Origin of the sequence: Pseudaquabacterium inlustre (assembly GCF_038066595.1) — a bacterium.
Classification (GTDB): Bacteria; Pseudomonadota; Gammaproteobacteria; order Burkholderiales; family Burkholderiaceae_C; genus Pseudaquabacterium; species Pseudaquabacterium inlustre.
The window spans coordinates 437,835-462,609 of record NZ_JBBUTH010000009.1 but is presented as its reverse complement, the minus strand read 5'-3'; the positions used below and the strand labels follow the sequence as shown (position 1 = coordinate 462,609).

General features: G+C 71.7%; 21 protein-coding genes. 7 read left to right on the top strand and 14 right to left on the bottom strand.

Annotation, left to right across the window (positions count from 1 at the left end; genetic code table 11):
* The first annotated feature begins 87 nt into the window (after nucleotides 1–87).
* From glnA to ntrC, 4 genes are all read left to right on the top strand, one after another.
* Nucleotides 88–1,503 (top strand): type I glutamate--ammonia ligase, encoded by a 1,416-nt coding sequence (glnA, locus tag AACH10_RS19495; RefSeq protein ID WP_341412156.1) that lies wholly within the window; start codon nucleotides 88–90, stop codon nucleotides 1,501–1,503.
* A 129-nt stretch (nucleotides 1,504–1,632) separates the two neighbouring features.
* Nucleotides 1,633–2,184 (top strand): hypothetical protein, encoded by a 552-nt coding sequence (locus tag AACH10_RS19490; RefSeq protein ID WP_341412155.1) that lies wholly within the window; start codon nucleotides 1,633–1,635, stop codon nucleotides 2,182–2,184.
* A 5-nt stretch (nucleotides 2,185–2,189) separates the two neighbouring features.
* Nucleotides 2,190–3,278 (top strand): nitrogen regulation protein NR(II), encoded by a 1,089-nt coding sequence (glnL, locus tag AACH10_RS19485; RefSeq protein ID WP_341412154.1) that lies wholly within the window; start codon nucleotides 2,190–2,192, stop codon nucleotides 3,276–3,278.
* A 34-nt stretch (nucleotides 3,279–3,312) separates the two neighbouring features.
* On the top strand, nucleotides 3,313–4,848 hold the full coding sequence (gene ntrC, locus AACH10_RS19480; RefSeq protein WP_341412153.1) for a nitrogen regulation protein NR(I): 1,536 nt from the start codon (nucleotides 3,313–3,315) through the stop codon (nucleotides 4,846–4,848).
* Between the two features lie 53 nt (nucleotides 4,849–4,901).
* Here ntrC and AACH10_RS19475 read toward each other — a convergent pair whose 3' ends face one another.
* Entirely contained in the window at nucleotides 4,902–5,525 is a 624-nt protein-coding gene (locus AACH10_RS19475) for a hypothetical protein (protein ID WP_341412152.1), read from the bottom strand.
* Between the two features lie 174 nt (nucleotides 5,526–5,699).
* Nucleotides 5,700–6,467, bottom strand: coding sequence for an exodeoxyribonuclease III (gene xth, locus AACH10_RS19470; RefSeq protein WP_341412151.1), 768 nt, complete (start codon nucleotides 6,465–6,467; stop codon nucleotides 5,700–5,702).
* 194 nt (nucleotides 6,468–6,661) lie between these two features.
* Here xth and AACH10_RS19465 point away from each other — a divergent pair, with 194 nt between their 5' ends.
* Together AACH10_RS19465 and AACH10_RS19460 are read left to right on the top strand one after the other, a co-directional pair.
* Nucleotides 6,662–8,755 (top strand): sensor domain-containing diguanylate cyclase, encoded by a 2,094-nt coding sequence (locus AACH10_RS19465; protein ID WP_341412150.1) that lies wholly within the window; start codon nucleotides 6,662–6,664, stop codon nucleotides 8,753–8,755.
* Nucleotides 8,756–9,003: 248 nt separating this feature from the next.
* Complete coding sequence (locus tag AACH10_RS19460; protein WP_341412149.1) at nucleotides 9,004–9,336, top strand: 2Fe-2S iron-sulfur cluster-binding protein; 333 nt, start codon at nucleotides 9,004–9,006, stop codon at nucleotides 9,334–9,336.
* 21 nt (nucleotides 9,337–9,357) lie between these two features.
* Here the strand turns inward: AACH10_RS19460 and AACH10_RS19455 are convergent, their stop codons facing one another.
* The 7 genes from AACH10_RS19455 to AACH10_RS19425 all read right to left on the bottom strand — a co-directional run bounded on the left by AACH10_RS19455 (nucleotide 9,358) and on the right by AACH10_RS19425 (nucleotide 17,612).
* Complete coding sequence (locus AACH10_RS19455) at nucleotides 9,358–9,933, bottom strand: DUF4337 domain-containing protein (protein ID WP_341412148.1); 576 nt, start codon at nucleotides 9,931–9,933, stop codon at nucleotides 9,358–9,360.
* 29 nt (nucleotides 9,934–9,962) lie between these two features.
* The gene (locus AACH10_RS19450; protein WP_341412147.1) at nucleotides 9,963–10,520 is read right to left on the bottom strand and encodes a dihydrofolate reductase; all 558 of its coding nucleotides are present in this window, start codon (nucleotides 10,518–10,520) and stop codon (nucleotides 9,963–9,965) included.
* Nucleotides 10,517–11,425 (bottom strand): TIR domain-containing protein, encoded by a 909-nt coding sequence (locus AACH10_RS19445; RefSeq protein WP_341412146.1) that lies wholly within the window; start codon nucleotides 11,423–11,425, stop codon nucleotides 10,517–10,519. Before AACH10_RS19445 ends, AACH10_RS19450 begins: the two co-directional genes overlap by 4 nt.
* Entirely contained in the window at nucleotides 11,422–12,252 is an 831-nt protein-coding gene (locus tag AACH10_RS19440) for a thymidylate synthase (RefSeq protein ID WP_341412145.1), read from the bottom strand. The genes AACH10_RS19445 and AACH10_RS19440 overlap by 4 nt, the downstream gene beginning before the upstream one ends.
* Before the next feature lie 40 nt (nucleotides 12,253–12,292).
* Entirely contained in the window at nucleotides 12,293–14,146 is a 1,854-nt protein-coding gene (locus AACH10_RS19435) for an ABC transporter transmembrane domain-containing protein (RefSeq protein WP_341412144.1), read from the bottom strand.
* A 41-nt stretch (nucleotides 14,147–14,187) separates the two neighbouring features.
* Nucleotides 14,188–15,309, bottom strand: a complete 1,122-nt coding sequence (locus AACH10_RS19430) for a GGDEF domain-containing protein (RefSeq protein WP_341412143.1) — start codon at nucleotides 15,307–15,309, stop codon at nucleotides 14,188–14,190.
* Between the two features lie 170 nt (nucleotides 15,310–15,479).
* On the bottom strand, nucleotides 15,480–17,612 hold the full coding sequence (locus AACH10_RS19425; RefSeq protein ID WP_341412142.1) for an acetyl-CoA hydrolase/transferase C-terminal domain-containing protein: 2,133 nt from the start codon (nucleotides 17,610–17,612) through the stop codon (nucleotides 15,480–15,482).
* Nucleotides 17,613–17,849: 237 nt separating this feature from the next.
* Between AACH10_RS19425 and AACH10_RS19420 the strand changes: the two genes are divergently transcribed.
* Complete coding sequence (locus AACH10_RS19420; RefSeq protein WP_341412141.1) at nucleotides 17,850–18,767, top strand: GGDEF domain-containing protein; 918 nt, start codon at nucleotides 17,850–17,852, stop codon at nucleotides 18,765–18,767.
* A gap of 18 nt (nucleotides 18,768–18,785) precedes the next feature.
* Here AACH10_RS19420 and AACH10_RS19415 read toward each other — a convergent pair whose 3' ends face one another.
* The 5 genes from AACH10_RS19415 to AACH10_RS19395 all read right to left on the bottom strand — a co-directional run bounded on the left by AACH10_RS19415 (nucleotide 18,786) and on the right by AACH10_RS19395 (nucleotide 24,762).
* A complete protein-coding gene (locus tag AACH10_RS19415; protein ID WP_341412140.1) occupies nucleotides 18,786–20,021 on the bottom strand; it encodes a lipocalin-like domain-containing protein in 1,236 nt (411 codons plus the stop codon).
* Nucleotides 20,022–22,574 (bottom strand): FtsX-like permease family protein, encoded by a 2,553-nt coding sequence (locus AACH10_RS19410; RefSeq protein ID WP_341412139.1) that lies wholly within the window; start codon nucleotides 22,572–22,574, stop codon nucleotides 20,022–20,024.
* Between the two features lie 80 nt (nucleotides 22,575–22,654).
* Nucleotides 22,655–23,422 (bottom strand): oxygen-binding di-iron domain-containing protein, encoded by a 768-nt coding sequence (locus AACH10_RS19405; protein ID WP_341412138.1) that lies wholly within the window; start codon nucleotides 23,420–23,422, stop codon nucleotides 22,655–22,657.
* 106 nt (nucleotides 23,423–23,528) lie between these two features.
* Entirely contained in the window at nucleotides 23,529–24,197 is a 669-nt protein-coding gene (locus tag AACH10_RS19400) for an ABC transporter ATP-binding protein (protein ID WP_341412137.1), read from the bottom strand.
* Nucleotides 24,190–24,762 carry a GNAT family N-acetyltransferase gene (locus AACH10_RS19395; protein ID WP_341412136.1) on the bottom strand — a complete coding sequence of 191 codons (573 nt, stop codon included), beginning with the start codon at nucleotides 24,760–24,762 and terminating at the stop codon, nucleotides 24,190–24,192. The genes AACH10_RS19400 and AACH10_RS19395 overlap by 8 nt, the downstream gene beginning before the upstream one ends.
* Between the last annotated feature and the right edge of the window lie 13 nt (nucleotides 24,763–24,775).

Sequence of the window (24,775 nt, the reverse complement as noted above, 5' to 3'; positions counted from 1 at the left end):
CTCGCCGGCGGGGGTTTTCCCTCGACACGCCGGGCCACAACCACACCCATCCCATCGTTTGCACAGCGCCCCGCTAGGAGATTCTTGATGGCCAAGACCGTCGCCGACGTGATGTCGATGGTGAAGGAAAACGAAGTCAAGTTCGTCGACTTCCGTTTCACCGACACCCGCGGCAAGGAACAGCATGTGTCCGTTCCCGTTTCCGCCTTTGACGAAGACAAGTTCACGTCGGGCCACGCCTTCGACGGCTCGTCGATCGCTGGCTGGAAGGGCATCGAAGCCTCGGACATGCTGCTGATGCCGGACCCGAACACGGCCAACATCGACCCGTTCTTCGAAGAGCCGACCCTGATCCTGACCTGCGACGTCGTGGATCCCACCGACGGCAAGCCCTACGAGCGTGATCCGCGCTCGCTGGCCAAGCGCGCCGAAGCCTACATGCGCTCGTCGGGCCTGGGCGATGTCGCCTACTTCGGTCCGGAGCCCGAGTTCTTCGTGTTCGACAGCATCCGCTGGGGCAATGACATGTCCGGCTCGTTCTTCAAGATCGAGTCCGAAGAAGCCGCCTGGAACTCCAGCAAGGAGTACGAGCACGGCAACAGCGGCTACCGTCCCACCGTCAAGGGCGGCTATTTCCCGGTGCCCCCGGTCGACAGCGGCCAGGACATGCGCTCGGAAATGTGCCTGCTGCTCGAGCAGATGGGCATCCCGGTCGAAGTGCACCACCACGAAGTGGCCAACGCCGGCCAGATGGAAATCGGCACCAAGTTCAGCTCGCTGGTCGAGCGCGCCGACTGGGTGCAGTTGCAGAAGTACATCATCGTGAACGTCGCCAATGCCTACGGCAAGACCGCGACCTTCATGCCCAAGCCCATCGTCGGCGACAACGGCTCGGGCATGCACGTGCACCAGTCGGTCTGGAAGGACGGCAAGAACCTGTTCGCCGGTGACGGCTACGCCGGTCTGAGCGACTTCGCGCTGTACTACATCGGCGGCATCATCAAGCACGCCCGTGCCCTGAACGCCATCACCAACCCCGGCACCAACAGCTACAAGCGCCTGGTGCCCGGCTTCGAAGCCCCGGTGAAGCTGGCCTACTCGGCCAAGAACCGCTCGGCCTCGATCCGCATCCCGTACGTGGCCAACCCGAAGGGCCGTCGCGTGGAAGCCCGCTTCCCGGATCCCTCGGCCAACCCGTACCTGTGCTTCGCCGCGCTGCTGATGGCCGGCCTGGACGGCGTGGAAAACAAGATCCATCCGGGCGAAGCCGCCACGAAGGACCTGTACCACCTGCCGCCGGAAGAGGACAAGCTGGTCCCGACCGTCTGCCACAGCCTGGACCAGGCCCTCGAGTACCTGGACAAGGACCGTGCGTTCCTGACCAAGGGTGGCGTGTTCACCGATGCCTGGATCGACTCCTACATCGACCTGAAGATGCAGGAAGTGACCCGCTTCCGCATGGCCGTGCATCCGGTCGAGTACGACATGTACTACTCGCTGTGATGGCCCGCGTGGCTGCCGCGTCGCGGCGGTCACGGCCTCACGCACAAGGGCGGCCAGGGGCCGCCCTTTTTTCTGCCCGACAATGCCGCAGCCGGCCCTGGTCGGGGCCGTAGGACAGGCCGAATCCCGATGCCCGATGCCGTTGTGAACCGCCGCTCCCGCGCCTTGCGCCTGCCGGCCTGGGGGCTGGCCCTGGGGCTGGCCACCGCCAGCCTGGCCCAGGCCCAACCCGGCCCGGTGTACCGCTGCCCGGGCAAGACCGGCGGCGCCGACGAGTTCACCAACATGCTCACCGACGAGGAGGCGCGCGCCCGTGGCTGCCGCACCATCGACGGGGCGCCGATCACCATCGTGCAGGGCGGGCGGCCGCGTGCCCCGGCCAGCAATGCCGGCAACGCCAATGCCAACGCGCCGCGGGCCTCGGAGGCCAAGGTCGACCCCGCGGCCCAGCGCCAGCGCGACAGCGATGCCCGCCGCATCCTCGAGGCCGAACTGCGCAAGGAAGAAGAGCGCCTGGCCCAGCTCAAGCGCGACTACAACAACGGCGAGCCTGAGCGGCGCGGCGACGAACGCAACTACCAGAAGTACCTGGATCGCACGGCCGAGCTGAAGGCCGCCATCACGCGCAGCGAAAGCGACGTGGCGGCCATCAAGCGCGAGCTGGCGAAGATCACCCCCTGAGCGCGATGAGCTCCCCGTCTTCCTCCGGCCTGGCGCGCTTTGACGCGCTGGACCTGCTGGCCACCATGGTGGCCGTGGTGCGGCCCGATGGCCGCATGCTGTTCGTCAACGCGATGTTCGAGGACATCGCCGGCCTGTCGCGCCGCACGCTGATGCGCGGCAACCTGTTCGACTGGTTCGTCGATCCGCGTCAGCTGCGCGAGACGGTGGATTCGGTGGCCCGCAACGAGATCGCCACCGGCCGCTTCGATGCCACGCTGCGCCGTGCGCCGGTGGCCGCGCACGAGCTGCTGCCGGTGCATGTGATCGTCACGCAGATCGACCACCACGGCGGCGAGCGCGTGCTGGTGGAGATGCTGGAGATCGAGCAGCAAACCAAGCAGGACCGCGAGGAGCGGGCGCTCGGCCAGGTGCAGGCCAACAAGGAGCTGATCCGCAACCTGGCCCACGAGATCAAGAACCCGCTGGGTGGCATCCGTGGTGCGGCGCAGCTGCTGGCCATGGACATCGAGAGCAAGGAGCTCAAGGAGTACACCGAGGTCATCATCCACGAGGCCGACCGCCTGCAGGCCCTGGTCGACCGGCTGCTGGCGCCGCACCGCCGTCCGCACGTGGTGAGCGACGTCAACATCCACGAGGTCTGCGAGCGCGTGCGCTCGCTGATCCTGGCCGAGTTTCCGCGCGGGCTGTCGGTGCAGCGCGACTACGACACCTCGATCCCCGAGTTCCGCGGCGACCGCGAGCAGCTGATCCAGGCCGTGCTCAACATCGCCCACAACGCCGCCCATGCGCTGGCCGACCGCATCGCCGCGGGCGATGGCCGCATCGTGCTGCGCACGCGCGTGTCGCGTCAGGCCACCATCGGCAAGCAGCGCTTCCGACTGGCACTGGAATTGCATATCGAGGACAACGGACCGGGCGTGCCCGAGGACATCCGTGATCGCATCTTCTTCCCGCTGGTGTCGGGACGCGATGGCGGTTCGGGCCTCGGGCTGACGTTGGCGCAAACCTTCGTGCAGCAGCACCAGGGCATGATCGAATGCGACAGCGAGCCTGGCCGGACCGTGTTCCGAATCGTGATTCCGCTGCCCTGATCGGGCCGGGATCCGGCAACCAGGCCGCCGCCGAATGAAACCCATCTGGATCGTAGACGACGACCAATCCATCCGCTTCGTGCTCGAAAAGGCCCTGGCCCGCGAGCAGTTCGCCACGCGAAGCTTCTCGAACCCGCGCGATGTGCTGACCGCGCTCGACGACGACGAGCCGCAGGTGCTGGTCAGCGACATCCGCATGCCCGGTGGTTCGGGCATCGACCTGCTGGCCAAGGTCAAGCAGCGCCTGCCCGGCCTACCGGTCATCATCATGACCGCCTACTCCGACCTGGACAGCGCGGTCAGCGCCTTCCAGGGCGGGGCCTTCGAGTACCTGCCCAAGCCGTTTGACCTGCCCAAGGCGGTGGAGCTGATCCGCCGCGCCGTCGACGAAAGCCTGCGCGAGCAGGTGCGCGACATCGCCCAGGCCCAGATGCCCGAGATGTTGGGCCAGGCGCCGGCGATGCAGGACGTGTTCCGCGCCATCGGCCGCCTCAGCCAGAGCAACGTCACGGTGCTGATCACCGGTGAATCCGGCTCGGGCAAGGAACTGGTGGCGCGTGCGCTGCACAAGCACAGCCCGCGTGCGGCGGGGCCGTTCATCGCCATCAACACCGCGGCCATTCCGAAGGACCTGCTGGAAAGCGAGCTGTTCGGCCATGAGCGCGGCGCCTTCACCGGCGCGCAGACCACGCGCCGCGGGCGCTTCGAGCAGGCCGACGAGGGCACGCTGTTCCTCGACGAAATCGGCGACATGCCCTTCGACCTGCAGACGCGCCTGCTGCGCGTGCTGAGCGACGGACAGTTTTACCGCGTGGGCGGCCACCAGCCGCTGAAGGCCAATGTGCGGGTGATCGCCGCCACGCACCAGAACCTGGAGCAGCGGGTGCGCGAGGGCGCGTTCCGCGAGGACTTGTTCCACCGCCTGAACGTCATCCGCCTGCGCCTGCCGCCGCTGCGCGAGCGCCGCGAGGACATCGCCGGCCTGACCCGCTTCTTCCTGGCCAAGAGCGCCAAGGAGCTGGGCGTGGAGGCCAAGCGCATCACCGAGGCCGCGCTGGAGCGGCTGATGGGCTTCGACTTCCCGGGCAACGTGCGCCAGCTGGAAAACGTGTGCCACTGGCTCACGGTGATGGCGCCGGCCCAGGTGATCGAGCCCAAGGACCTGCCGCCCGAACTGCTGAGCGAGGTGCCGCTGCAAGGCGGCGCGGCGCCGCAGAGCCTGGCCGCACCGGCTGCCGGCGAGGTGCCGGGGGGCGCGGCCATGGCCTGGGCACCGGCCCCGACGGCGCCCCCGCCGGGCGCGCTGCCGGCAGGCGAGGCGGGCGCGCCGGTGGCACCGGCCCATGCCAACGGCCAGGGCTGGCTGCAGGATCTGCAGCGCGAGGCGCGTCGCCTGCTCGAATCGGGCGACCCGCAGGTCTGGGACACGCTGACCCGTCAGTTCGAGGGGCAGCTGATCCACACCGCGCTGGAGATCACGCGCGGCCGCCGCATCGAGGCGGCGCACAAGCTGGGCATCGGCCGCAACACCATCACGCGCAAGATCCAGGAACTGGGTCTGGACGACTGACGGCATCGCCACGGCCGGCCGGCCGGTTGGCCGGCTGGCCCTGCGCGGTGCGCTCAGTGCCGGCGCAGGCCGCTGATCGTGCGCTCGGCCTCGTCGAAGTCGTCGACCGAGACCTCCGACACGTCCATGCCGGTGCTCAGCCCGCTGCTGTGCAGCTGGCTGCTCGTCAGCTGGCTGCTGGCCAGGTGGCTGGACGGTGCGAAGCCGCGGGCCGTGGCCGTTGCCGCGCGCCGGCTGGGGCGCGCAGGCGGCGGCGCTTCGCTGCCGGCGGCCGGTGCGCTGCGCAGCGCGATGGCCTCGATCAGGCGCAGGCGCAGCACGCGCAGGTTGGCCGCGTCCAGCGGCGCGTCGTCGTCGCCTTGCAGCAGGGTCAGCTGCGTCAGGCCGCGGTGCAGCACCGGCACCGGCAGCTTGTGCAGCGCGCGCGAGCCATGGCGGCCCAGCGCCCGCTCGATCGCGGCCAGGTGCGGCAGCACCTGGCGCATGGCCGGGCGGCTGTCCATGCGCTCGTGCAGCGTGCGCCATGCGGCACGCAGGGCCTGGCCGCGGCTGGGCGGGGGTAGGGTGGTGAGTTCGCCGCTGGCGCGCTCGGCGTCGCCGTCGTCGTCGGAGCCGGCACGCGACCACGGCGTGCGTTGCCGCCAGGCCTGCAGCTGCTGCCACAGGCGGCTGCCCATGCTGGCACGTGGCCGGGCACGGTTCGGCGTGGATCTGGACTGCCCCACGGTACTACCCTCGATGACGGCGTTGATTTTGTTGTGGTGAGCGCTGCGGGCCGGCCGGGCGGTGCATGTCGCTCCGCGCGGCTGCAAGGCGCGATGGTGCCACAGGCGCGGCGCAGCGGCCAGGCGTCAGGCCCGCAGCTCGACCAGGACCGGCGCGTGGTCGCTGGGGCGTTCGTTGCGGCGCGGCTGCTTGTCGATGCTGCAGGCCGCGACGCGGCTGCGCAGTGCCTCGCTGACCAGGATGTGGTCGATGCGCAGGCCCTGGTTCTTGCGGAAGGCCAGGTTGCGGTAGTCCCACCAGCTCCAGCTCTTGGGCGGCTGCTCGAACATCCGGAAGGCATCGTGCAGGCCCAGGTCCAGCAGCGCGCGGAAGTGCGCGCGTTCCTCGTCGGTGCAGTGGATCTGGCCGGCCCAGGCCACCGGGTCGAACACGTCGCGGTCTTCGGGGGCGATGTTGTAGTCGCCCATCAGCACCAGCTGCGGGTGCGCGGCCAGTTCGGCGCGCAGCCAGTCTTCCAGCGCCTGCAGCCAGCCCATCTTGTAGGCGAACTTGTCGCTGCCCGGCGCCTGGCCGTTCGGGAAGTACGCCCCGACCACGCGCACGCCCGCCACCGTGCCGGCGATGACGCGCGCCTGCTCGTCGGCGAAGCCGGGGATGTTGCGCACCACGTCGGCCGGCTCGGCGCGGGCCAGCAGCGCCACGCCGTTGTAGGTCTTCTGGCCGAACCAGGCGCTGTGCCAGCCGGCCTCGGCCAGCGCCGCGTGCGGGAACTTGTCGTCGGTGAGCTTGGTTTCCTGCAGCACCAGCGCGTCGGGCTGCTGCGCGGCCAGCCAGTCCAGCAACTGCGGCAGGCGCACGGCCAGGGAGTTCACGTTCCAGGTGGCAAGTTTCATCGGCGACGCGGCAGGCGCGGGTTCTCGGTGAGGCGGCGCGATTATCGGCCGTGCGCGAATAGCGGGGCCTTGCCGCGCCTGTTCGCCGGATGCCGGTCGGCCGTCCGGCGCAGACTCGTCGTTTCATGGGTCCGCCTGGCTGATCGGCTTCGTCGTGCAGCCGGCCGAGGGCAGGCCCGCAGGGGAACGAGTCGATGGATGCCGATCTGTTCGTGGGAGATGGCGGGCTGGACCCGCCTGCGCCTGCGTCTGCGCGCGAAGTCTGGCGTGCGCGGCTGAACCGCTGGCACCCGCGCCACTGGCGCGGTTCTCTGAAGGCGCGCCTGGCCCTGGGTGGCCTGGCGGCGCTGCTGCTGGGCATGAGCCTGACCGTGTGGTGGATGGTCGAGAGCGCCGAGCAGGACACCCTGGTGCAGGCCGGCCGGCACGAGCAGGCCGAAGCCACGCGCACCGCGCTGTCGCTGGGCCGCCGCATCGACGTGATGCGCCACGCGCTGGGTGCGCTGGCGCCGCAGATTGAGGCGGACATGGTCAACGACCCGCGCCGCATGGGCCAGTTCCTGGAGCACCAGGCGGTGCTGCGTGGCCTGTTCTCGAACCTGTTCGTCACCACGCCGCAGGGGCGGCTGCAGGTCTACGTGGACCCGCTGGGCATGCGCACGCCGGCCACCGACCTGAGCGACCGCCCGTACTTCCAGACCATGCTGCGCGAGCGCCGCAGCGTGATCTCCGGGCCGCTGTCGGGCCGCGTGGCCGGCGAGCCGGTGGTGGTGTTCCTGCAGCCGCTGCTGGACGCCTCGGGCCTGCGCGGCAGCGTGGGCGGCGCGCTGCGCCTGACCAGCCGCGAGCTGATGGCCGACCTGGCCCAGGCCACCGACGGGGCGCAGGACATCACCGTGATCGTCAGCAACGACGACGGCCAGGTGCTGGCGCATCCGCGGCGCGACCGCGTGCTGGCGCCACTGGCCGACGAGCCCGGCCTGGCGGCCGCCCACGCGCGCTGGGTGGCGGCGGGCCGGCCCGCGCAATGGACCGACGATCCGCAGGCCGACGACGCCACGCATGTCATCGCCACCGCGGTCGATGCCGGCAGCGGCTGGCGCGTGTGGCGCATGCACGACCGCGCGGCCCTGCTGGCGCCGCTGCGCGAGGCCCGCCTGCGTGCGATGCGCAGTTCGGCCGCGCTGGCCTTCTTGCTGGCCGGCGCGATGATGGCCTTCCTGGCCTGGCAGCTGCGTCCGCTGGACGCGCTGGAGGCGCGCGCCGCGCGGCTGCTGCAAGGCGATGCCGAGGGCGACTGGCCCGAGGCCGACGGCGAAGTGGGCCGCCTGTCGCGCACGCTGCGCCATGTGTGGGCCGAGCGCCGGCAGATGGAGGACTTCAACGCCCAGGTGCTGCGCAAGCTGGGCTCGGTGATGAGCGCCGCGCCGGTGGGCATCGCCTTCACCCGCAACCGCTGCTTCGAGCTGGTGAGTGCCGAGTTCTGCAAGCTGCTGGGCTACCCCGAGTACGCGCTGCTGGGCCAGCCCACGGTGATGATCTTCGCCTCGCCCGAGGAGTACGAGGGCCTCGGCCCGCAGGTGGGCGCGGCCTTCGCGGCCGGCGAGCCCTATGTGGGCGAGGTGCAGCTGCGCCACCAGGACGGCCGCGTGTTCTGGGGCGGCCTGCGCGCGCGGCCGGTGGACCCGTACGACAGCCAGGCCGGCACGATCTGGAGCGTCAACGATGTCAGCGAGCAGGTGCACTCGCGCCGCCAGCTCGAGCATGCCGCGATGCACGATCCGCTGACCGGGGCCATGAACCGCAAGGGCTTCGAGCGCGCGCTGTCCTTCGAGTTCGCCGGCCAGCCGGCCAGCCGGCCGGCAGCGGTGGTGATGATCGACCTGGACCATTTCAAGCCGATCAACGACACCGCCGGCCACGCCGCCGGCGACGCGATGCTGGTGGCCGTGGCCCAGGCCATCGGCAGCCGCGTGCGCGGCAGCGACACGGTGGCGCGCATCGGCGGCGACGAGTTCGCGCTGCTGCTGCCGCACTGTGACCACGACCGCGCGCTGGTGGTGGCCGAGAAGGTGCGCCAGGCCATCACCGACATCACGCTGGACTGGAACGGCCTGCCGTTGCGCGTGGGCGCCAGCCTGGGTGTGGCCGAACTGGGGGCGCAGCACGAGAACGTGGCGCAGTGGCTGGAGCAGGCCGATGCCGCCTGCTACGAGGCCAAGCGCAGCGGCCGCGGCGCGGTGCGCTCGGCGCGCGGCACGCTGCGCGTGGTGGGCAGCGGCAGCTAGCCTGCCCGCGGCCCGCGGCCCGCGGCGGGGTTGCGGGAATCCAGACAGCGGGCCCGGCGGACGGCGCCGGCACCTGCTTCAAAGTCCACAGCCCCCGCCGCCGGCGCGCCGCGCCGCGCGGCCGGTTCGGGCCGCTGGCGCGGCGTTCTCTCGGTGTTTGCCCTGGATGTCGGGCCATTGGGCGCCGCCTGGGGCCGGACGGGCACATGCTGTGCAAGCTGTGTGCTGCCAGGGCCAGGGAGCGTCAGATGTTGTTGAACACCCGATCGACCGTGAACATCGAGGTTGCACAGACCGGCGAGCAGTACGCCTGCGGCACCGGCGAGAGCCTGCTGCTGGGCATGCTGCGGCTGGGCCGCAAGGGCATTCCGGCCGGCTGCGCCAACGGCGGCTGCGGCGTGTGCAAGGTGCGCATCCTCGATGGCACCGTGCGCCGCCTGGGCCCGGTGAGCCGGGCCCATGTCAGCCAGGCCGAAGAGGCTGCCGGCTGCACGCTGGCCTGCCGCGTGGCGCCCGACAGCGCCGTGCGGCTGGCGGTGGTGGGGCGGCTCGAAAGGCCTTTCGCGCGCGGCCGGGGCTGAGGCACCGGCGCGGCGGGCCGATCAGATGTGGAACCAGGCGGCCACGCCCACGGCCACGCCGAGTGCGCCCACGCCGATCGTGCCCCATTCCAGCCAGCGCTTCTTGGTCAGCAGCGCGATGGCGGCCATGGCGATCGAGATCTGCAGCGCCGTGGTGGCCTGGGCCCAGCGGTGGTGCTGGTGCATCTGCTCGTCGCTCTTCTTGTCCCACTCGACGGCCTCGGCCTCGAGCTTCTCGGCGCCGGCCTTGATTTCGGCCTTTTCCTTCTTGTAGCGCTCGATCTCGTCCTGGTACTTGGGCTTGCGGTCCTCGGGCACCAGGGCCACGGCCAGTTCCGAGAGGTTCTGCTTGCTGCTCTTGGCCTGGTAGTAGTTCCACTGGTTCGAGGCCTCGGTCTTCTTGATGGCCGCGTTGTTCTTGTACAGGCCGGCATTGGCCTGCGTGGCCCCGCCCATGTACGAGAACAGCGCACCCACCGTGGCCAGGATGGCGGTGATCACCGCCAGCTGGCCGGCAAAGCCCTCGGGGTCATGCTGGGCGGCGTGTTCGAGTTCGTGGTCGTGCGGGCCGTGGACGTGGAAGCCGTGTCCGGACATGGGGGTCTCTCCTCGGAATGCGTTGGGGTTCAGCGCGTGCGCTGGTAGGTCACGAAGGCGAAGGCGGTGGGCGCCTGCCCGTCGGCGGCCGCCGTGTGCTGCGGCAGGCGTTGCACTTCGGTGAAGGCCTGGCGGTCCCAGGCCGGAAAGTGCGTGTCACCCGGCAGGTCGGCGTCGATCTCGGTCAGCACCAGTTCGTCGGCCAGCAGCACGGCCTCGGAGTAGAGCTGACCGCCGCCGATCACGAAGATGCGGCGGGCATCGGGCTGGCGCCCGCGCGCCAGCGTCACGGCGTCGGCCAGCGCATGCACCACCTCGGCACCGGCGGCCTGCCAGCCGGCCTGGCGCGTGATCACGATGTTCAGCCGTCCTGGCAACGGGCGGAAGCGCGCGGGAATGCTGTCCCAGGTCTTGCGGCCCATGATCACCGGGCAGCCCATCGTGGTCTGGCGGAACCAGCGCTTGTCGGCCGGCTCGTCCCACACCAGCTCATTGCCCTTGCCGATGCTGCCGTTGCGCGCCACCGAGGCGATCAGCGACAGCGCGCCTTGATGAGAGATGGACGGGTGAGAGATGGACGGATTCACTGCCAGGATTGGTAGAGGCGAGCCAAGGCCGGGAGCGGATCCCAGAACTCGTCCGCATGGTTGGGGGGCGCCAGCAGCTGGCTGGCCCATGGCCAGACCGAACGGACCGCCGGCCTGAAGTGCGATTGCGCCTGCGTGTCGTCCAGTGCGCCGTCGAGCACGGCATCGGCCATGGAGTCGAGGAAGTGGTACACCCGCGCCAGGCACGCTCGCGAGCCGTCCTCGGCCGCCATCGCATGATCGGCGACGATGCCCGCGCGCAGCCTGGCCCGGTCGGCCGCCATCTCGGTACCGTTCCAGATCGACAGATAGTGTTGAAGGTGCGCCAGGGACCGATTGGTGGTTGGCGCGGGTGGCGCGGATGGTGCGGTGCGGTGCGGGTCGCCATCCCCGGCACGGTGACCGCCCGATGGTCCCGGTATGGCGTCAGCGATGGCGCGCAGCCGTCGGCGCAGCTTGTTGCAGGCGGGGCCCAGCGCGGCCAGTCGGTTGCCATCGGGCCGGTCGGTGGGGTAGTCCAAAGGCAGCAGGCCTGCCAGGTCGCTGGGCAGTCGCAAGGTGTTCTCGCCGCGAGGCAGCAGGTGGAAGCAGCGGTCCAGGCCCAGCGCGCCGATGAACAGACCCAGCTCGAACACCACGTTGTCGCGCACAGCGGTCCACGATTGGCCGCGGATCGTCACCGCGTCGTCGGGAGTGAAGACGAACAGCGCCACATCGTGGCGCGGCAGCGCCGCCAGCAGGTCCTGCATCACGGTGTGTCCGGCCTCGAACACGCCTTGCTTCCACACCGTGGCGTGGCAGTCGTACTCCAGTGCCTCCTGCACGTCGTAGGCCACCGGCAGGCCTTCGCTCGACGAGGCGATGAACATCGACGGCAAACCAGTTGCCGGCGCGGCCTTGTTCATTTCGACACGTTGCCGCGGATCAGCGGGTGGTGCTGGTAGTCGACGACCTCGAAGTCCTCATAGGCGTAATCGAAGATCGAAGCGGGGCGGCGCAGCAGCTTCAGCGTGGGATACGGGTAGGGCTGGCGCGTGAGTTGCAGCGCGCATTGCTCCAGATGGTCGTTGTAGATGTGGCAGTCGCCGCCGGTCCAGATGAAGTCGCCCACATCCAGGTCGCACTGCTGGGCCAGCATGTGGGTCAGCAGCGCGTAGCTGGCGATGTTGAAGGGCACGCCCAGGAAGATGTCGGCGCTGCGCTGGTAGAGCTGGCAGCTGAGCTTGCCGCGGCCGCCGGGCTCGGTGGCCGGCGCCACGTAGAACTGGAAGAAGGCGTGGCAGGGCATCAGCGCCATCTTGTCCAGGTCGGCCACGTTCCAGGCGCTGACGATGATGCGGCGGCTGTCGGGGTTGCCTTTCAGCTGCTGCACCACCTGGCTGATCTGGTCGATGTGGCCGCCGTCCGGTGTGGGCCAGTTGCGCCACTGCACGCCGTAGACCGGGCCCAGGTCGCCGTCCTCGCGCGCCCACTCGTCCCAGATGGTGCAGCCGCGATCCTGCAGCCACTTCACGTTGCTGTCGCCGCGCAGGAACCACAGCAGCTCGACGATGATGGCCTTCAGGAACACCTTCTTGGTGGTGACCAGCGGAAAGCCCTCGTTCAGGTCGAAGCGCATTTGGTGGCCGAACACACTGCGCGTGCCGGTGCCGGTGCGGTCGCCCTTGGCCACGCCATGCTCGGCCACGTGGCGCATGAAGTCTTCGTACTGGGATCGGATCGGGCGGGTCATGGGCGGAACGCGAACGGGAGACGGCGGATTATCCAGAAGCTCAGGCCGCTTCCAGCCCGAACTGCATGGATGCCAGACGGGCATAGAGCCCGCCGCGGGCCACCAGCTCATCGTGCCGGCCGATGTCGACGATGCGCCCGCCGTCCATCACCACGATGCGGTCGGCCTTCTGCACGGTGGCCAGGCGGTGCGCGATGACCAGCGTGGTGCGGTCGGCCATGGCCTTTTCCAGCGCGGCCTGCACCATGCGCTCGCTTTCGGCGTCCAGCGCGCTGGTGGCCTCGTCCAGCAGCAGCAGCGGCGGGTTCTTCAGCATGGCGCGGGCGATGCTGATGCGCTGGCGCTGGCCACCGCTCAGGCGCACGCCGCGCTCGCCCAGGTAGGTGTCGTAGCCCTCGGGCAGCTTCTCGATGAAGTCGTGCGCGAAGGCCGCCTTGGCGGCGGCGATGACCTCGGCCTCGGTGGCCTCCGGTCGGCCGTAGCGGATGTTCTCCAGCGCGCTGGTGGAGAAGATGGTCGAGTCCTGCGGCACGATGCCGATGCGCCCGCGCAGGCTGGCCAGGCTGGCGTCGCGCACGTCCACGCCGTCCACCGTCACACCGCCGTGCTGCACGTCGTAGAAGCGCAGCAGCAGCTGCAGCATGGTGCTCTTGCCCGCGCCGCTGGGGCCCACCAGGGCCACGGTCTCGCCTGGGCGCACGTCGAGGTTGACCTCGCTGAGCGCCGGCATGCCGGGCCGCGACGGGTAGTGGAAGCCCACGCCCTCGAATCGCACCGCCGAGCCACCTTGCACCGCCGGCAGCGCCACGGGCCGCGCCGGATCGGCCACCGGCGAGCGGGCCGAGAGCAATTCCATCAGCCGCTCGGTGGCACCGGCGGCGCGCAGCAGGTCGCCATACACCTCGCTGAGCACTGCCACGCTGCTGACCAGGATGATCACGAACACCACCGTCTGCCCCAGGTGGCCGGCGCTGATGCGCCCGGCCACCACCGCCTGCGTGCCCTGGTACAGGCCCCACAGCAGCGCGCCGAAGGTGGCCGTGATGATGAAGGCCACCAGCGCGGCGCGCACGCGGGTGCGGCGGCGGGCGGTGTCGAAGGCGCGCTCGGTGGCCTCGGCGAAGCGTTGCGCCTCGCGCGCCTCCTGGCGGTGGCCTTGCACCACCGGAATGGCATTCAGCACTTCGGCGGCGATGGCGCTGCTGTCGGCCACGCGGTCCTGGCTGGCGCGGCTGAGCTTGCGCACGCGGCGGCCAAAGGCCAGGCTGGGCAGCACCACCAGCACCAGGATCCCCAGCACCGGCAGCATCACCGTGGGGTTGGTGACGATCAGCATGCCCAGGGCGCCCAGGCCCATCACCGTATTGCGCAGGCCCATGCTGAGGCTGGAGCCCACCACCGTCTGCACCAGCGTGGTGTCGGTGGTCAGGCGGCTGAGCACCTCGCCCGAGGCGGTGGTCTCGAAGAACTCGGGGCTTTGCGTCACCACATGGGCATAGACGGCCGAGCGCAGGTCGGCCGTCACGCGCTCGCCCAGCCAGGTGACCGAATAAAAGCGCAGCGCCGAGAACAGGCCCAGCGCCGCGCCCACGCCGAACAGCGCCATGAAGTGCTCGCGCAGGGCCATCACGCGCTGGCCGGGATCGGCGGCGACGATACCCTGGTCGATCAGCGACTTCAGCGCAATCGGAAAGGCCAGCGTGCTGGCCGCCGCGCCCACCAGGAACAGCAGCGCCAGCAGGATGCGGCCGCGGTAGGGCCGCAGAAAGGGCAGCAGGCCCGACAGCGACCTGACCGGCGGCTTGACCGGGTCCGGGCTGGCGGTGTCGGACGGCGCGGCCGGGGGCGTGGCCGAGGGCGCCGCGAGGGCGGCGGAGACGGGGGACGACGACATGCGCGGCAGTGTAGGCGGCAAGCCCGGCCCCTGCCGGCGGCTCACCCCGCCACGCTGCGCGCGCGGCCGCTGGTCTTGGCGCGGTACATGGCCTGGTCGGCGCGCTCGACCACGGCGTCCACCGTGTCCTGCGGGCCGAACTCGGTGACGCCGGCCGAGAACGAGATGCGCAGCCCGCCGGGCAGGCCGTCGGCCGGCGCCTCGGCCAGGTGCTGCTGCAGGCGGTCCATCGCCACCAGCGCGTCGGCGCGGGCCGTGGCCGGCAGCAGCACCAGGAACTCCTCGCCACCCCAGCGCGCCACCGCGTCCACCGAGCGCAGCTGCGCGCCCAGGCGCTGCGCGAAATGGCGCAGCACCTCGTCGCCCATGGCATGGCCGTGGTGGTCGTTGACCGATTTGAAGTGGTCGATGTCGAGCAGCGCCACCGCCAGCGGCTGGCCCAGGCGCCGGTGTAGCGCCTGCTGCTGGCGCAACAACTCGCCCATGTGGCGGCGGTTGTGGGTGCGGGTCAGCTCGTCGCGCGTGGCCAGTTCCTCCAGCCGGGCCATGGCGGCCTGCAGCTCGGCGCGCTGGCGCTTCAGCGTGGTGGTCATGTGCGTCACGCGGTGGGCCAGCAGCGCGATCAGCGGCACCACCATCAGCGCGTACAGCAGGCCCGTGGCCTGCACCGGCACGGCATAGCGCTCGGGCCAGGCCCAGTGGCACAGCACCATGGTCAGCGCCAGCCCGCCCAGGCTGCCGAGCGCCAGGCGCCACACCTGGCGCGGCGTCATCGCGAACATCGAGTACACGATGTGGCTGGCCATGGCCAGCAGCACCGCGCTGGCGGCCGGCCCGGCGGCGGCATAGCCGATGTACATGCACAGCACGCCCACCAGCAGCTGCAACCGGCCCAGGCCGGGGTCGCTGCCGTGGCTGACCGCACCGCTGCGCACGGCGAGGTAGAACACGCCGTTCATGGCCATCGACGCGGCTACCAATGCCCAGGCCAGCGACCAGGGCATCAGCCCCATGGCCGCCTGGGCCAGCGTGATCAGGCCGTAGATCGCGTAGGTGCCGGTGGAGAACAGCACCACGCCCACCTGCTGGCGAACCAGCGGGTCGCTGCCCAGCAGCGTGGGCAGTCTCAGGGGCTCATCGGGCGACGGGGTCGCCGGCAGCATGGCGGGCATCGGCAGCAGTCAGGCAGCGTGCCAGGGCACGGGGTCGAACGGCCACCCGGAACTGCTGACGGCCTGGCTGGCATATCGGCCGCAGATCTATCAGATTTAGCGATTATTTGTAACCGATGCCCGACCGATCGCTGGCCCGTGACCGCGCGACCGCTGTGCGATCACAGGTTGCCGGCGAACAGCTTGCGGATGAACATGTCGCGGAAGCTGTGCGCATCCGCCAGCCCCAGGCGCTCCAGGTAGGCCTGCGGCGCCTCCTTGCCCTCGATCAGGCTCTTGACCGCCAGCGTCACCAGCTCCACCGGATGTTGGGCGGCGTGCTGCATCTTCTTCAGCGCGCCGACCATGCGCAGCTCGTCGGCGGTGAGGTCGGTGCCGAACGGGAAGGCCGGCAGCAGCTTGGCCTCGGCCCAGGGATGCAGCCGGGCCTCCAGCGCCTCGGGCAGGTTCTCGCGGTAGCGCGCCGGCAGTTCGTAGTCGGCGTCCAGCTTGCCGTGCGCCTTGGCCTCGCTGATCAGGCCGGGCTGGAAGCGTGAATCGGCGATGGCGATCAGGCGCTTGACCACCTCGGCATCGGACTGCCCGCGCAGATCGGCCACGCCGTACTCGGTGACCACGATGTCGCGCAGGTGGCGCGGGATGGTGGTGTGGCCGTAGTTCCACAGGATGCTGCTCTTGACGCCGTCCTTGTGCGCATGGGTGGCGCGCAGCATCAGGATCGAGCGCGCATCGGGCAGCGCATGGGCCATGGCCACGAAGTTGTACTGCCCGCCCACGCCCGAGACCACCTGGCCGCTTTCCAGCCCGTCGGAGGCTGCCGCGCCCAGCAGCGTGACCATCATCGTGGTGTTCATGAAGCGCGCCTTCACGCGCTGCGCCCGCTTCAGCTCGCTGTCGCCCGGCGTGCGGCCGTAGAGCTGGTTGATGAAGTCGATGCGCGTCATGTCCACCTTGGCCAGCTCGTGGGCGGGCATGGTGCGCAGACGCTCGTAGAAATCGTTCGGCCCGAGGAAGAAGCCGCCGGTCATCGTGATGCCGCCCGCCAGGCGCGTGCCCAGCAGGATCTTGCACACCGCGTCGAACTGCGAGGCGCCGCGCAGGTCATTGGGCAGCGGCACGCCGTCGAGACGGAGGTAGTCGCCATCCAGCGTGACGCCGGGCTTGAAGATGCCGAAGCGGATGAGGAAGTCGACATCCACCTGGCGCAGCGGGCTGTGGATGCGGCCGGCCTCCAGCAGCGCGGCCAGCGTCTGCGGCGTCACGGTCTCGTCGGCGATGGCGCCGCTGTTGATCAGCTGCTGCAGCGTGGTGTCGGCAAACACCTCGCGGCGGATGATGCCGGCCTCGATCAGCTTCAGGAAGCCGTTGACGAACATCTCCGAGCAGCCATACAGCCCGCGGTCGAAGCGGCCCAGCTCGCGGCCGGCCGGGCCATCGGGGCACAGGCTCTCGAGGATGCGCCGGTACTCGCTGCCGTGGCGGTCACGCACGATCAGCGCCTGCGCGATGGCGTCGCCCAGCGAGCCGATGCCGATCTGCAGCGTGCCCCCGTCGGCCACCAGGCTGCTGGCATGCAGGCCGATGGCGTAGTCGGCATGGCTCACGCGGCCGTTGGGCGGGCCGAACAGCTGGTGCGTGCCCGCCGCGTCGGTGCACACCAGGTCGAAGAACTCCGGCGCCACCTCGGCGCCGTTGGGCATGAAGGGCATCTTGTGGTTGACCACGCCCACCTTCAGCAGCGGCAGGCCGGCGGCGGCGTACTTCTCCACCACCTCGAAGGCCACGTCGGGGTTGCTGGAGACCGACAGCCGCCATTGGCCGCCGTCACGCTGCTCGGCCACGGCCTGGGCCAGCACGTTCATGCCCTGCACCAGCATGTCGCGGGCGACGAAGGTGTAGTTGGTGGAGATGAAGTTGCGCTGCGCCTCGGCGTTGCCGAGGTAGTCGCCGGTCTTCATGAAGAACTCGCGCACCTCGATGTTCGGCGGCAGGCCGGCGCCGCGCAGGTCCTTCACGTAGGCCAGGTCGGGGTAGTCGGCGAACACGCGCTCGACCAGCGGTTCGAGGAAGTGGCGCTCCAGGTCGCTCTTGCCCACCGGGCGCTCCAGCGACAGCGCGGTGATGATGGTCAGCCGCCGGCTGGGGTTGGCCTTGATGCGCCGGTACAGCGCGTTGACGAAAGGATTGGGCTTGCCGATGGCCAGCGGAATGCCCAGCACGATGTCGCCGGGAATGCGGTCCAGCACGGCGTCCACCGTGGCCTCGATCGAGTCGATCACGCGCAGTTCAGTCATCGCAGGTCTCCTGGTGTTCTTCCATGCCAGTGTGGCGCGCCCACCCGGTGGGCGGCTTGACCTCGCACAAGCGCGCCGGGGCGAGAGGGCCCCGGACGACCGGATCCACCCGGTCGCCAAATCTCACGATTGGGCACGCTTCACCCCGGAGATGTCCGAGCAGCGGGCAGCGATTTGTGCTCGAATCAGCCAGCCCCTATCCTGTGCCAGACCATGCCTGCTGAACCCCGCGCCGCCATGCCGACCGCCCCTGCCGATTCCGGACGCCTGCTGCGTCAGACCGGTGTGGTGGTCGCCGCCGTCGCCGGCTCGGCGCTGCTGGGCTATGGCCTGTCCAACAGCCTGCAGCAGGCCGGTTTGAGCTCGCCGGCCGTGCTGTCCGCCGTGGTGGGTGCGGTGGTGGCCGCGGTGGCCGTGCCGCTGGCGCTGTGGGCCCGCGTGCCGCAGCTGCCGCGCATGCCGCGCCAGTGGCTGCAGCGCAAGCCACCGGCAGCGGCAGCGGCGCCGGCCGGCAGCGCCGCGCCGGCCGAGGGTGGCTCGGCGCAGGTGATCGCGCTGTCCACCGCCACCGTCACCCCGGGGCCTGCCGCACAGCGCCCGGTGCGCGACGCGCTGACCGGTGCCTACACGCAACAGCATTTCGTGGCCGCCGCCGACCGCGAATGGTCGCGCCTGCGCCGCCTGAACGAAGACGCTGCGCTGCTGATGATCGACATCGATCACCTGCGCCCGATCAACGACGAGAACGGCCAGGCCTGCGGCGACGCGGTGCTGGTCGAGGTGACGCGCCAGGTGTCGGCCACGCTGCGCCAGTACGACCTGCTGGCGCGCTTTGGCGGTGGCGTGCTGGTGGTCTACCTGCCGCACACCGACCCGATCGGCGCGCTGGACGTGGCCGAGCGCATCCGCGAGCGCGCCTCGGCGCTGCGCCTGGCCTGGAACGGCAAGACCGTGAAGGCCACGGTCAGCGTGGGCGTGGCCGGCATCGGTGCCAACCACGGTGCGCTGGACGACGTGATCGCCGAGGCCGGAAATGCGCTGCGCGAGGCCAAGGCGGCCGGCCGCAACTGCGTGCGCGCGGCGCCCATCCCGCCCAAGCGCGGCGCGGCCAATGGCAGCGCGCTGGGTGCCCAGCGGCCGGCCGGTCCGGCCTGACGCCCGCCAGCGTCGCGCTCAGCCCAGCCTGAGCGGCGCGCTGCGCCCGGTCATCTCCAGATAGCCCAGCCCCACGCGGCGGCCGCTGCCGTCGCGCAGCTCGGCCAGCCCCTCCCAGTAGATCGCGCCGGTGCTGCCGCGGCTGTCGAGCTCCTGCGCGTCGAGCAGGGCGCGCAGCTCGTGCGTGCCGGCGGGCGTGTGCACGCGCCAGCGCACCGGGTAGCGCGCGCCCGAAGCCGGGCTGGTCCACCACTGCAGCGGCTCGAAGCGCAGCGCGTCGGGCGCGAAGCTGCGCACCGCGCCGCCGGCCGGCCGGTGGCTGCCACCGGCCCACAGCGCCTGGCCAGCCGCGTCGCGCAGCTGGAACGCGGTGAGGGCGCCGCCATCGGCCAGGTTGATGCCGATCCAGTCCCAGCCGGTGGCGCCCGGGGCCAGCAGCTCGTCGCTCCATTCGTGGTCCAGCCAGCCGGTGCCGCCCAGGCGGCGGCTGCGGCCGTCCAGCGTCAGCTCGGCCTGCACGGCCAGCTGCGGCTGGCTGTAGTAGTGGCTGGCCTGACGCGGCTGCGGCCCCTTGCGCGAGAAGCCGGCCTGGCCCTGCAGCAGCCGCGGCTGCGTGCTGTCGAGCTGCAGCGCCAGCGTGAAGCCGGCTTCGGGCGCGGCCAGGCGGGCGGTGTAGCGGCTGCCCGCCGCGTCGAGGCCGGTGCCGGGCCGGTCGCTGCGCTGCAATCGCCAGGGGCCGATGGCCAGCGCGGTGTCGCCGCGCCGCGCATGGGCCTCGGGCAGGCGCTCGTCGCCCGACCAGCGCGTGATGCGCTGGGCATGGCGGTGGCGGCCGGCAGCCAGATCGGTGACGGCCGCATGCGCGAACAGCCACTGCGCCGGCGCGAAGCGGCCGGCCAGCGGCGGTGTGCTGGCTGCGGGCTCGGCGGTGCCGTTGGTCACGGCCGCCGCGCCCTGGCGGCTGCGGAAGAACGTCAGCTGGAAGCCGTGGCTGGGCGCGCCATCGGCGCCGTTCAGCCAGCCGGTGGCATACCACCACTCGGTGCGGGCGCCGGCATGCGCGCCATGGTCGCGCGGGAAGCGCAGCGTGCGCGCGGGGTGGATGCGGTCGCCGTCGGGGGCGGGCGCATCGGCGGTGGCCGCGTGGCTCGACGTGTCAGGGCCTGGCTGGGCGGGCGCCGAACGGGCAGGGCCGGCGGCGCCCAGCAGGCCCAGGCCGGCCCAGTGCAGCCACAGACGGCGCGGCGGGTGCATCTACCAGTCCTCCTTGACGGCCAGCACCGCGTCGCGCCCGGCGGCGCGGCGAGCGGCCAGCAGCGCGGTCAGGCCACCGGCGGCCAGCACCGCCGCGGCCAGCGCGGCCAGGCGCGGGGCGGGCAGGTGCAGCGGCATGGTCCAGTGGAAGCTCTGCGGGTTGACCACGTGCACCAGCACCGCGGCCATGGCCACGCCCAGCGCCAGGCCCACCACCACGCCGGCCAGCAGCCAGGCGCCGGTCTCGGCCGCCACCAGGGCCAGCATCTGCCGGCGGGTGAGGCCCAGGTGGGCCAGCAGGCCGAATTCCTTGCGCCTGGCCAGCACCTGGGCCGACAGGCTGGCGGCCACGCCCACCAGGCCCACGCCGATGGCCGCGGCCTGCAGGTACACGGTGACGGCGAAGCTGCGGTCGAAGATGGCCAGCGAGATGCGGCGCAGCTCCTGCGTGCCGATCATCTCGACCGGCAGGTCGGGGCCGGCGCGCGCCTGCAGCGCGGTCTGCACCGCCGCCGGCGCGGCGCCCGGGGCGAGCCAGATCGCCAGGTCGCTGACCGCCGTGTCGCCGCTCAGCCGCCGGTAGTCGGCGGTGTCGATGGCGATGGCGCCGAACTGCCGCGCATAGTCGCGCCACACGCCGCGCACCCGCACCGTGGCGGCGCCGGCGGCCAGCGGCAGCGTGATGCGGTCGCCCGCCTGCCAGCCGTGCAGCGCGGCGGCGGGCTCGCTGACCCACACCGCCGTCTCGCCCGGCACGGCGGGGCGCGCATCGCCCACCAGCGGCAGGGCGCGCGCGGGGTCGCCGTCCAGGTCGCGCGCCACCAGCGTCACCGGCGGCTGCTGCGGCGAGATCAGCAGCGGCACCTGGCGCCCGGCCTGCACGCGCTGCACGCCGGGCAGGCGGGCCGCCGCGGCCACGAAGGCGGGCGGCAGCACGGCGCGCTCGCCACCGGCCTGGGCGCGCAGGTACAGGTCGGCCGGCAGCACGCTGTCGAGCCAGTCGGTCACGGCGTCGCGGAAGCTGGCCACCATCACCGTGATGGCCACCGACAGCGCCAGGCTGGCCACCACGCCGGCCACCGTGGCACCGGCGGTCTGGCGGGCGAAGTGCGCGCGCCGCCAGGCCAGCAGCGGCACGGCACCCTGGCCGATCAGCGCCCGCGGCGGATGCGCCAGCAGCTGCTGCACCACCCAGGGCACGGCGCTGACGCCGCCGGCCAGCAGTGCCGCCACCGCGGCATAGGCGGCCAGCGGCAGGCCGCCGATCGGCGGGGCCAGCGCCAGCAGGCCGCCGGCGGCCACCAGCACCAGGGCCGGGGCGGCGCGTGCCGGCGCGGGGCTGCCGGTGCCCAGGCCCTTGAGCGCCAGTGCCGGGGCCAGGGCTTCAGCCTGCCGCGCCGGCCACCAGGCGCCGGCCAGCGCCGCCGCGGTGCCCAGCGCGAAGCAGGCGACCAGCTCCGGCCAGGGCCAGGCCAGTGTGGGCGTGACGCCGGTGAAGTAGCCGCCGCCCAGGTCGCCGCCCAGCAGGCGCAGCGCCGTTGCGGCCAGGCCGATGCCGCCGGCCAGTCCCAGCGCGCTGCCGGCCAGGCCGATGGCGGCGCTCTCGGCCATCACCAGGGCCCGCCGGTCGCGTGCGGCCAGCCCCAGCACGCCCAGCAGCGCGAACTGCGGCGTGCGCTGCGCCACCGACAGCGACACCACCGAATAGACCAGGAAGCCACCCACCAGCAGCGCCACCAGGGCCAGCACGCCCAGGTTCACGCGGTAGGCGCGCGACAGGTTGGACACGCGCTGCACCGCGTCGTCGCCCGCGGCCCAGGTCACGCCTTCGGGCAGCGGGCCGGCGGCCTGCACGCTGCGCTGCCAGGCCTGCGGTGTGATGCCGGTGACCAGTTGCACGTCGATGCGGGTGAGCCGGCCGTCGCGACCGAAACGCGATTGCGCGGCGGCGATGTCCAGCACCGCCAGCGCCGCACCGCCGGCCGACACCCGGCCGGCCACGCGGAACGGCTGCCAGCCCTGGGCCGTGGCCAGCCACAGCGTGGCCCCGGGTGCCACGCCCAGGGCCTGGGCGGCGGCCGGGTTGAGGTACAGCGCGTCGGCCGCCGGGGTCAGTGCGCGGGCGGCGGCTTCGGCATCGACGCCGCCGGTGGCCGCTTCACCGGGCCTGGGCAGCAGTGCCGGGGCGATGGTCACGGCCTTCAGCGGGTCCAGCCCCACCAGCTTCAGCGTGACCGGCGGCGTGCCGGCCTCGCGCCGGGCGGCGGCATCGATCTCCAGCACCGGGCTGGCCAGGGCCACGGCCTCGTCGGTGGCCACGCGGGCATACAGCGCGTCGTCGAAGCCGTCGCGGCTGCGTGCGGCCAGCACCGCATCGGGCTGGCCGTTGGCAGCGCGCACGGCCTGGGCGAACTCGGCCAGCGCCGACGCGTTGATCAGCTGCACCGAGCTGGCCAACGCCACGCCCAGCGCCACGGCCAGCAGGGCCACGGCATGCTGCCAGGGATGGTGTCGCCACTCGGCGCGGATCAGCGACAGGAGGTGGCGCCACATGCGGCCATGTTACGGGCCGACGTGCGGCCCCTGGGCGCCAGGGGGCAGGCGCGGCGCCCGGCGAGGCCGGGCCCGCCGCGTCAGGCGGGCACCTGGTAGTCGGCCGGGCCCATCAGGTCGATGCCGCAGGGCAGGTCGCGCACCCAGGCGATGAACTCGCCCACCGCCGGGCCGGCGAGCGGCGCGCCGTGCTGCGGCACCATCATCTGGATGGGCAGCGTGGACACCATGTCGGCCCACAGCCGCAGCACCTTGTTGCTGACCATGTAGCGCTGGTGGAAGCGTTGCATGGTGGGGAACACCTTGGCCAGGCTGGTCACCGGCTGGGCGGCCAGCTTGCCGGGCAGCATCGACACGCCCAGGTCGCCCGAGAACAGGATCTTGGACACCGGGTCCCAGAACTGGAAGTTGCCCTCGGCGTGCAGGAAGTGCGCCGGCAGCGCCACCAGATCGCTGCGGCCGATGCGGATGCGCATGCCGCGGTCAGGGATGCCGACGATGCGGTCCTGCGTTTTGCCCGGCTTGCAGAAGTGGGGCACGAAGCGCTCCCACACTGTGGAGATGAAGATCGGCGCCTGCGTGGCCGTGGTCCAGCGGTCGAGCGAGGCGATGATGTCCGGATCGGCGTGCGAGGCGATGATGGCCGACAGCGCCTGCGGCGCAAAGTGCCGCGTCATGCCCAGGTACAGGTCGTTGTAGGCCAGGTTGCCGCCGGGGTCGATGATGGCGCCGGTGTCGCCGTCGATGACCAGGAACTGGTTGGCCTGCACTGCCTCGCCGCCGCGGTCGCACAGGTCGGCGAACATCAGGCACTGGTGCCCGTCGTGATCGTAGAGGGTGGTCGGCATGGGTCGGCGAGTATGCGCCGCTGCGCACCTTCCGAGGCCGGTTTCGGGGGCCGCCGGCTGCGCCAATGCGCGGCGGCTTGACGCAGCGCAAGCCGGGGCCGGCGCCTCAGCCTGGCACGATGCCCTGCGCGGTGAGCCGCACCACGCGATCGGCGCGCGCCGCGGCGCTGGCCGAGTGCGTGACCAGCAGGCAGGCCGTGCCGCTGGCGCGCACCTGGGCCTGCAGCAGGTCGATCATCTTCTCGGCCGTGGCCGGATCGAGGTTGCCGGTGGGCTCGTCGGCCAGCACCAGGCGCGGCTGGTGCACCAGCGCCCGCGCCAGCGCCACGCGCTGCAGCTGACCGCCCGACAGCTGCGCCGGACTGCGGCCACCCAGCGCGCCCAGGCCCACGGCGGCCAGCAGGGCCTGCACGGCGGCATCGGCCACCGCGCCGTGGCGGCCCAGCAGGCGCAGCGGCAGGGCCACGTTCTCGGCCACGCTCAGGTGCGGCAGCAGGTGGAAGGCCTGGAACACGAAGCCCAGGTGCTCGCGCCGCAGGCGGGCGCGCTCGGGTTCGGCCAGCGTGCGCACGGCGTGGCCGGCGAGTGTGATGTCGCCGGCGTCCACCTCGTCGAGCCCGGCGATGCAGTTCAGCAGCGTGCTCTTGCCCACGCCCGATTCGCCCAGCATGGCCACGAACTCGCCCGGCGCCAGCGCCAGCGACACGCCATCGAACACCGGCGTGTCGGCATAGGCCTTGCGCAGGCCCCGCAGTTGCAGCACGGGTTCAGTCATGGCGGTTCGTCCAGTCGCGGTGCAGCAGGCCGTACAGCGCCGAGTCGCTCAGTTCGCCGCCCACGCGCCAGCGCTCGCGCAGCAGGCCTTCGCGCTGGAAACCCAGCGCCTGCAGCACGCGGCCGGAGGCCGTGTTGCGCGGGTCGATGTCGGCCTCGATGCGACGCAGGCCGAAGTCGTCGAACCCGTGGTTGATCAGCAGGGTCAGCGCCTCGTGCATCAGGCCCTGGCCCCAGGCGGCGGGCTGCAGTGCGTAGCCGATCTCGGCGCGGCCCTGCTCGGCATCCAGGTCGAACAGCGTGCAAGCACCCAGCAGGGCGCCGGGTGCCTCGCGCCGCGCGATGGCCAGGCGCAGGTGCAGGCCCAGCGCATGGGCATGCGCGTCGGCCTGCAGCCGCTCGATGGCCTGTTGCGGGTCGGTCCAGGGCGGCGTGCTCCAGTAGCGCATCACCTGGGCATCGGCATGCAGCGCGAACAGCGCCGGTGCATCGGCCGGCGTCATCGGCCGCAGCAGCACACGCGGGCCGTGCAGCGTGGGCAGGTGCATCGGGGCGGTGATGGGCATGGCGTGTCGTTGC

Excerpts from the sequence above, each read along its gene's own strand:
- glnA (WP_341412156.1), top strand. The coding sequence starts at position 88 with ATGGCCAAGACCGTCGCCGACGTGATGTCGATGGTGAAGGAAAACGAA.
- AACH10_RS19490 (WP_341412155.1), top strand. The coding sequence starts at position 1,633 with ATGCCCGATGCCGTTGTGAACCGCCGCTCCCGCGCCTTGCGCCTGCCG.
- glnL (WP_341412154.1), top strand. The coding sequence starts at position 2,190 with ATGAGCTCCCCGTCTTCCTCCGGCCTGGCGCGCTTTGACGCGCTGGAC.
- ntrC (WP_341412153.1), top strand. The coding sequence starts at position 3,313 with ATGAAACCCATCTGGATCGTAGACGACGACCAATCCATCCGCTTCGTG.
- AACH10_RS19475 (WP_341412152.1), bottom strand. The coding sequence starts at position 5,525 with ATGGGCAGCCGCCTGTGGCAGCAGCTGCAGGCCTGGCGGCAACGCACG.
- xth (WP_341412151.1), bottom strand. The coding sequence starts at position 6,467 with ATGAAACTTGCCACCTGGAACGTGAACTCCCTGGCCGTGCGCCTGCCG.
- AACH10_RS19465 (WP_341412150.1), top strand. The coding sequence starts at position 6,662 with ATGGATGCCGATCTGTTCGTGGGAGATGGCGGGCTGGACCCGCCTGCG.
- AACH10_RS19460 (WP_341412149.1), top strand. The coding sequence starts at position 9,004 with ATGTTGTTGAACACCCGATCGACCGTGAACATCGAGGTTGCACAGACC.
- AACH10_RS19455 (WP_341412148.1), bottom strand. The coding sequence starts at position 9,933 with ATGTCCGGACACGGCTTCCACGTCCACGGCCCGCACGACCACGAACTC.
- AACH10_RS19445 (WP_341412146.1), bottom strand. The coding sequence starts at position 11,425 with ATGAACAAGGCCGCGCCGGCAACTGGTTTGCCGTCGATGTTCATCGCC.
- AACH10_RS19440 (WP_341412145.1), bottom strand. The coding sequence starts at position 12,252 with ATGACCCGCCCGATCCGATCCCAGTACGAAGACTTCATGCGCCACGTG.
- AACH10_RS19435 (WP_341412144.1), bottom strand. The coding sequence starts at position 14,146 with ATGTCGTCGTCCCCCGTCTCCGCCGCCCTCGCGGCGCCCTCGGCCACG.
- AACH10_RS19430 (WP_341412143.1), bottom strand. The coding sequence starts at position 15,309 with ATGCTGCCGGCGACCCCGTCGCCCGATGAGCCCCTGAGACTGCCCACG.
- AACH10_RS19425 (WP_341412142.1), bottom strand. The coding sequence starts at position 17,612 with ATGACTGAACTGCGCGTGATCGACTCGATCGAGGCCACGGTGGACGCC.
- AACH10_RS19420 (WP_341412141.1), top strand. The coding sequence starts at position 17,850 with ATGCCGACCGCCCCTGCCGATTCCGGACGCCTGCTGCGTCAGACCGGT.
- AACH10_RS19415 (WP_341412140.1), bottom strand. The coding sequence starts at position 20,021 with ATGCACCCGCCGCGCCGTCTGTGGCTGCACTGGGCCGGCCTGGGCCTG.
- AACH10_RS19410 (WP_341412139.1), bottom strand. The coding sequence starts at position 22,574 with ATGTGGCGCCACCTCCTGTCGCTGATCCGCGCCGAGTGGCGACACCAT.
- AACH10_RS19405 (WP_341412138.1), bottom strand. The coding sequence starts at position 23,422 with ATGCCGACCACCCTCTACGATCACGACGGGCACCAGTGCCTGATGTTC.
- AACH10_RS19400 (WP_341412137.1), bottom strand. The coding sequence starts at position 24,197 with ATGACTGAACCCGTGCTGCAACTGCGGGGCCTGCGCAAGGCCTATGCC.
- AACH10_RS19395 (WP_341412136.1), bottom strand. The coding sequence starts at position 24,762 with ATGCCCATCACCGCCCCGATGCACCTGCCCACGCTGCACGGCCCGCGT.